The sequence below is a fragment of the Moraxella catarrhalis genome (genome assembly GCF_001632285.1).
Taxonomy (GTDB): domain Bacteria; phylum Pseudomonadota; class Gammaproteobacteria; order Pseudomonadales; family Moraxellaceae; genus Moraxella; species Moraxella catarrhalis.
Genome location: NZ_LWAH01000005.1, coordinates 1 through 4,398, shown reverse-complemented (window position 1 = coordinate 4,398; position 4,398 = coordinate 1). Strand labels below are relative to the sequence as shown.

Below are 4,398 nucleotides of genomic sequence, written 5' to 3'. Positions count from 1 at the left end.
GTGGACTGTCCTTGTTGTTTGGTATATGCGTTAAAATAATTTGGTAAGTATAAATATTTTCTGATATGATGACAACATCTTTCTATAATGTTACAAAAATATTGCTTCCTATGTCACTCATAAGTCAAGGACAGGACAAACCCATGCGTTTTATACCTTTTGCTGTAACTCTTTTATCTTTTACTGGCTTCTCCATCTTTTCTGTGGCCAAAGCTCAGATTGCACCAGACCCAACCAAAGCAAATCTTTCTGCAATAACCGATGATCGTCGTCAGGCGGCTCTTGCACATTTAGCAAGACAAGATTTGGCAGCAACAGATGACGACATGGGTGTCGATATCAATCAAACCAATATCAACCAGCCAAATTGGCAAGATGACAAGAATGGCGATTCATGTTTTTTGGTTGATGAGATTGACTTTGTGATTGAGGGTGGAGAAGATAAACATATTCTAGGTATGACGCCGAGCAATTTACGCAGCTTCTTGCTATCGCCCCTGTTGGACCGGACAAAGCCAACATATGCTCTTAATCACTGCATCAACAATCACAACCTATCTTTAATTGTAGATATTGCCCATAATGAATTACTAAAGCGTGGTTATTTAACTAGCAGTATTAGCATTGAAGAGCAGGATTTAGCAACTAAAAAACTCACTTTAACAGTCCATGCTGGCAAGGTGAAAAAGGTGATATTGGCCGATGCTAGCAGAACGCCAACTTATGTCAAAGCCGCCATTCCTCTTAAGTTCAATCAAGCCTTTCGTCTGTCATATTTAGAACAAGGTCTAGATAATTTAAAACGCATCGATCCAACGGCAACCGCGCAGATTATACCAAGCAGCTCCAGTAATGTCGCCAATGATATTGACATTAACACCACAAACCTTGGTTTTAGTGATTTACTCATTAGGATGGACCGCAGTCAAAGCGCTGTATTTGGCATTAATATTGATAACAGTTTATCCAAAGATTATGGCAATTATCTGATTTCTGCTAATGTTCGTGCTAACAACCTCATGCATCTTAACGATGAATGGAATCTTTCTGCCAACTATCCATTGGCGCGCCTGATTGACGCTGCCCAAAATGATCTTGGGGTTCAGGTGGGCAAGGATAGGCAGGTTAATTATCACGCTTCCTTGACTATTCCTTATGGATTGTATAAATTTTCTGCCACACACAGCCACCACCAATACCAGCAATTTCTTGAAGGGCTTCATGCGCCCTTGACTTATCATGGCACCAGCAAGACAAGCTCAATTGGATTGTCTCGTTTATTGCACCGTGATGGCAATCAAAAGACTGAAGGTTATATAAAGGTTAATCACAAACGAAGCAGTAATTATATTGATGATGTTAATCTTGAAGTGCAAAACCGCCGCACAACAGGATATAACATTGGCATCACTCATCAGCATCATCTTCACCAAGGTGGTTATTTGTATGCCAACTTGGATTATAAGCAAGGAACAGGGGCGCTAAAAGCAAAGCCTGCACCTGAAGAGCATATTTATGATGCTTTTGGGCGACAACTACCCAGTGAGGGTTTTGCAAAAGCACCAATTTGGTCACTATACACCAGTTTCCAAAAGCCATTTGTGTTAAACAACCCAAATGATACTGAACAAGCGCAAGATAAAGCAACAGCAAATAAACCCATTTACACATCCATTCCTCTCACTTATACTGCTAGATTACAAGCCCAATATGCCAAACAACTTCCTGTACCATCTGATTTATTCTATTTGGGTGGCAGATATAGCATTAAAGGCATTAAAGAGGGAAATTATTTATCAGGAGAACATGGCTTTAGCCTATCCCAAGAACTTGCTTGGCAATTGCCATTACAGAATCTTAATCAGCACTTTAGTACAAATGCAAACAGCGCCCAGTTGTATGCAAGTATTGATCAAGGCTATGCCTATGGAAAAAACACTCTTAATAATCAACGCCATATCTTGGCTGGAGCGGTTGGTATGAGGTATTATTTTCAAGGCAGTCAAGATCCAAGAATTCAAGAAACACAAAATGGCTTGACTCATTTCAAAGAATCAAATACTTATCTAAATAACACACCAACCACAGCTCATTTGGATATATTCATTGGAAAAGGAATTAAGACGCCTGAATTTATGAAGAAAGAAACCGTCGTGGGTGTGAGTGCCAGCATTGAGTTTTAAGTCATATTATTTTTTGTAATGGAGTGGAAGATGACTCACTTTGCATTATCTAAGTGAGTCATTAAGGCTTCTTCGATAATGACGCGCATCGGTACGCCATGGCTGGCTGCTGCAACTTTAAGTCGCTGTGCTAAGGAAGCATCCAAATGAGCAATCACCGCCTTTCTTTCTGCCAAAGTTTTTTCACTGACGGCCAATGATTCTGAAAAATCTTGATGTTGCTTGTTGTCTCGAGTAAATTTCCCTTGCATTGCCATATAAGTCACCTTAATAATTTAATAAGTATAAAAATATTGAAATATTAAAAAATATTAAAATATTTAAGTTTACAAATATTTATCTTTATATTTATAAACTTATAAAAGATTATATTGTTAATAAGCTGGCAAAAATCTTGGTTAACTCAATCTTTTGCTTCGTGTGTTTTGTGCGAAAAATCGGTGCTAAATCATTAATGCTGTTCACATACTTCACGCTGTTCGACAGTGTAGAATTAATGACGGTCATGCCGTAAATACCACTTTAATTCCACCCCTAGTGAATAGATTTATATTTTGACAAACAAACTTGTTTGATATGCTTGCATGATAATGTTTATAATTTTTTGCGAAAAATACTTTAATGAAGTCTAGAAAGCGGCTTTGTCGGTGGCAAGACTTGGTTCAAAAAAGTACACGCCTTGAAACTTATGATGTAAATTTAAACAGAATTGGAGATTAAACCATGAGCCAAGAAATTATTGAGCGGGAAGATCGAAAAAAAACCATCCAAACGCTTATTGAGGAGTTAAAAAGTTTTAAAAATCAAGATTTGATTGTTATGGCAACCTCTGACGAGGGTAAAACCTTCAACTCGGTTAAGTTGGTCAGCAAGGGTTTTAAAGAACAAGACGATGGCGAAGTGGTTTATTGTGCTTTGCATATTTGACAGATAATACAAAAATCCACCGCCAAGGGTGGATTTTTGCTTAAGGTAAGATTAAGTTAGAAAAAGTGCTTCACAATCAAAGCAACTACTGCAAACAAGATGATGGAACAGGCAACCCAAGGATACCATCTGGCTTCTCTTTCAAGTGCAGCCGACTTTTCTTCCCATTCTTTTTCTCGTTCTTTTCGTTCTTGGGCTAGTTTCTCATAATAAGCCACTTGTTCTTGATAGTATTTCTGTTGCCAATCTGCGGTGTCATCTGTCTGAGATTTGTGGGTTTCTTGCTCAAATCGCTGTTTGCACATTTCTTCAAATTTGCGAAAAAGTTCGTTCACTAGACGATCGAGCCGGTCGGTTGTGGTAGTCATACTCACCCCCTTTGTTGGTGTTTGAAAATTCTTTTAGCCAAAAACTTCTGAATGGGAATTTAATCGAGCCAAATGCAAAATCCCATCATCAATCTTATAAATCAAAACTAAGTCATTGGCAACATGACAATCACACCAACCTTGCCAATTGCCAGTTAGTGCATGGTCCTTGTATTTAGCAGGCAAAGCTTCACTGCGACTAAGGCAAGCCAAAACCTCTACCAAGTTTGTTGTCAGCTTAATCTTGCGAACATCACGATCAAAGTTTTACTAGGCTTGATTTGCAACATCGCCATGCTCCGCCAAAAATTCATCAAGATCGGCGTATAGCGTACCACCACCATTGTCCAGTTCACGCATTGCAGAAATGGTCTTAGCATTTGGTTGGTAGTCAGCTTGATAGCTTAAGCTTAGGGGAAATTTGCAAGTTGCCACCAATTCCAAGAACAGCATTTTGACCGCTTGGCTTGGTGAAATGCCATAACCGTCCAGAATCACCTTTGCTTGGTTCTTTAAATCGTCATCAATGCGAATATTCAAATTGGTCATTGTCATAATTTAGGCTCGCATTGCACATAAATTTAATTACATTGTAAAATCATTTTGGGGCAAAATCAAGAATATATCCTAGATTATTAATTGATTTTTTTGAGAGGTCTTGGCGGCTGCGACAGCTTGGGGGGAAAACACAAACTTTATAAACTGGTGTCTATACAAAAACATCAAAAATCAACTTACTTTCATAATTTAATATTTATAAACTTATATATTTATATAAAAAAACCACGCTATCTTAAAACTATCCCCATCTTTCTTTAGCCAAATATCTGTGTTATTATTCACTATTATTTCTGCCTTATTGCCAAATTCATAATTCAGCAATAAAATTCAAAGGTCTTAAAACAACAAGGACAGTCCAC

The 4,398-nt window shown here is 38.0% G+C and carries 5 protein-coding genes and 1 pseudogene; 2 read left to right on the top strand and 4 right to left on the bottom strand.

The window, feature by feature from the left end; translation table 11 throughout:
- Window positions 1-143 precede the first annotated feature (143 nt).
- Window positions 144-2,183: a ShlB/FhaC/HecB family hemolysin secretion/activation protein gene (locus A4U55_RS01365; RefSeq protein ID WP_063453938.1), complete on the top strand. Its 2,040-nt coding sequence runs from the start codon at window positions 144-146 to the stop codon at window positions 2,181-2,183.
- A 35-nt stretch (window positions 2,184-2,218) separates the two neighbouring features.
- Here the strand turns inward: A4U55_RS01365 and A4U55_RS01360 are convergent, their stop codons facing one another.
- On the bottom strand, window positions 2,219-2,440 hold the full coding sequence (locus A4U55_RS01360; RefSeq protein ID WP_003656609.1) for a hypothetical protein: 222 nt from the start codon (window positions 2,438-2,440) through the stop codon (window positions 2,219-2,221).
- A 466-nt stretch (window positions 2,441-2,906) separates the two neighbouring features.
- Here A4U55_RS01360 and A4U55_RS01355 point away from each other — a divergent pair, with 466 nt between their 5' ends.
- Complete coding sequence (locus A4U55_RS01355; RefSeq protein ID WP_003668143.1) at window positions 2,907-3,110, top strand: DEAD/DEAH box helicase family protein; 204 nt, start codon at window positions 2,907-2,909, stop codon at window positions 3,108-3,110.
- A gap of 56 nt (window positions 3,111-3,166) precedes the next feature.
- Here A4U55_RS01355 and A4U55_RS01350 read toward each other — a convergent pair whose 3' ends face one another.
- From A4U55_RS01350 to A4U55_RS01340, 3 genes and pseudogenes are all read right to left on the bottom strand, one after another.
- Window positions 3,167-3,478 (bottom strand): hypothetical protein, encoded by a 312-nt coding sequence (locus tag A4U55_RS01350; RefSeq protein WP_003669938.1) that lies wholly within the window; start codon window positions 3,476-3,478, stop codon window positions 3,167-3,169.
- Window positions 3,479-3,511: 33 nt separating this feature from the next.
- Window positions 3,512-3,730 (bottom strand): annotated as a pseudogene (locus tag A4U55_RS01345) (type II toxin-antitoxin system YafQ family toxin); the annotation flags it as partial.
- 18 nt (window positions 3,731-3,748) lie between these two features.
- Window positions 3,749-4,033 (bottom strand): type II toxin-antitoxin system RelB/DinJ family antitoxin, encoded by a 285-nt coding sequence (locus A4U55_RS01340; RefSeq protein ID WP_063453937.1) that lies wholly within the window; start codon window positions 4,031-4,033, stop codon window positions 3,749-3,751.
- Window positions 4,034-4,398 lie beyond the last annotated feature (365 nt).

Excerpts from the sequence above, each read along its gene's own strand:
- A4U55_RS01365 (WP_063453938.1), top strand. The coding sequence starts at position 144 with ATGCGTTTTATACCTTTTGCTGTAACTCTTTTATCTTTTACTGGCTTC.
- A4U55_RS01360 (WP_003656609.1), bottom strand. The coding sequence starts at position 2,440 with ATGGCAATGCAAGGGAAATTTACTCGAGACAACAAGCAACATCAAGAT.
- A4U55_RS01355 (WP_003668143.1), top strand. The coding sequence starts at position 2,907 with ATGAGCCAAGAAATTATTGAGCGGGAAGATCGAAAAAAAACCATCCAA.
- A4U55_RS01350 (WP_003669938.1), bottom strand. The coding sequence starts at position 3,478 with ATGACTACCACAACCGACCGGCTCGATCGTCTAGTGAACGAACTTTTT.
- A4U55_RS01340 (WP_063453937.1), bottom strand. The coding sequence starts at position 4,033 with ATGACAATGACCAATTTGAATATTCGCATTGATGACGATTTAAAGAAC.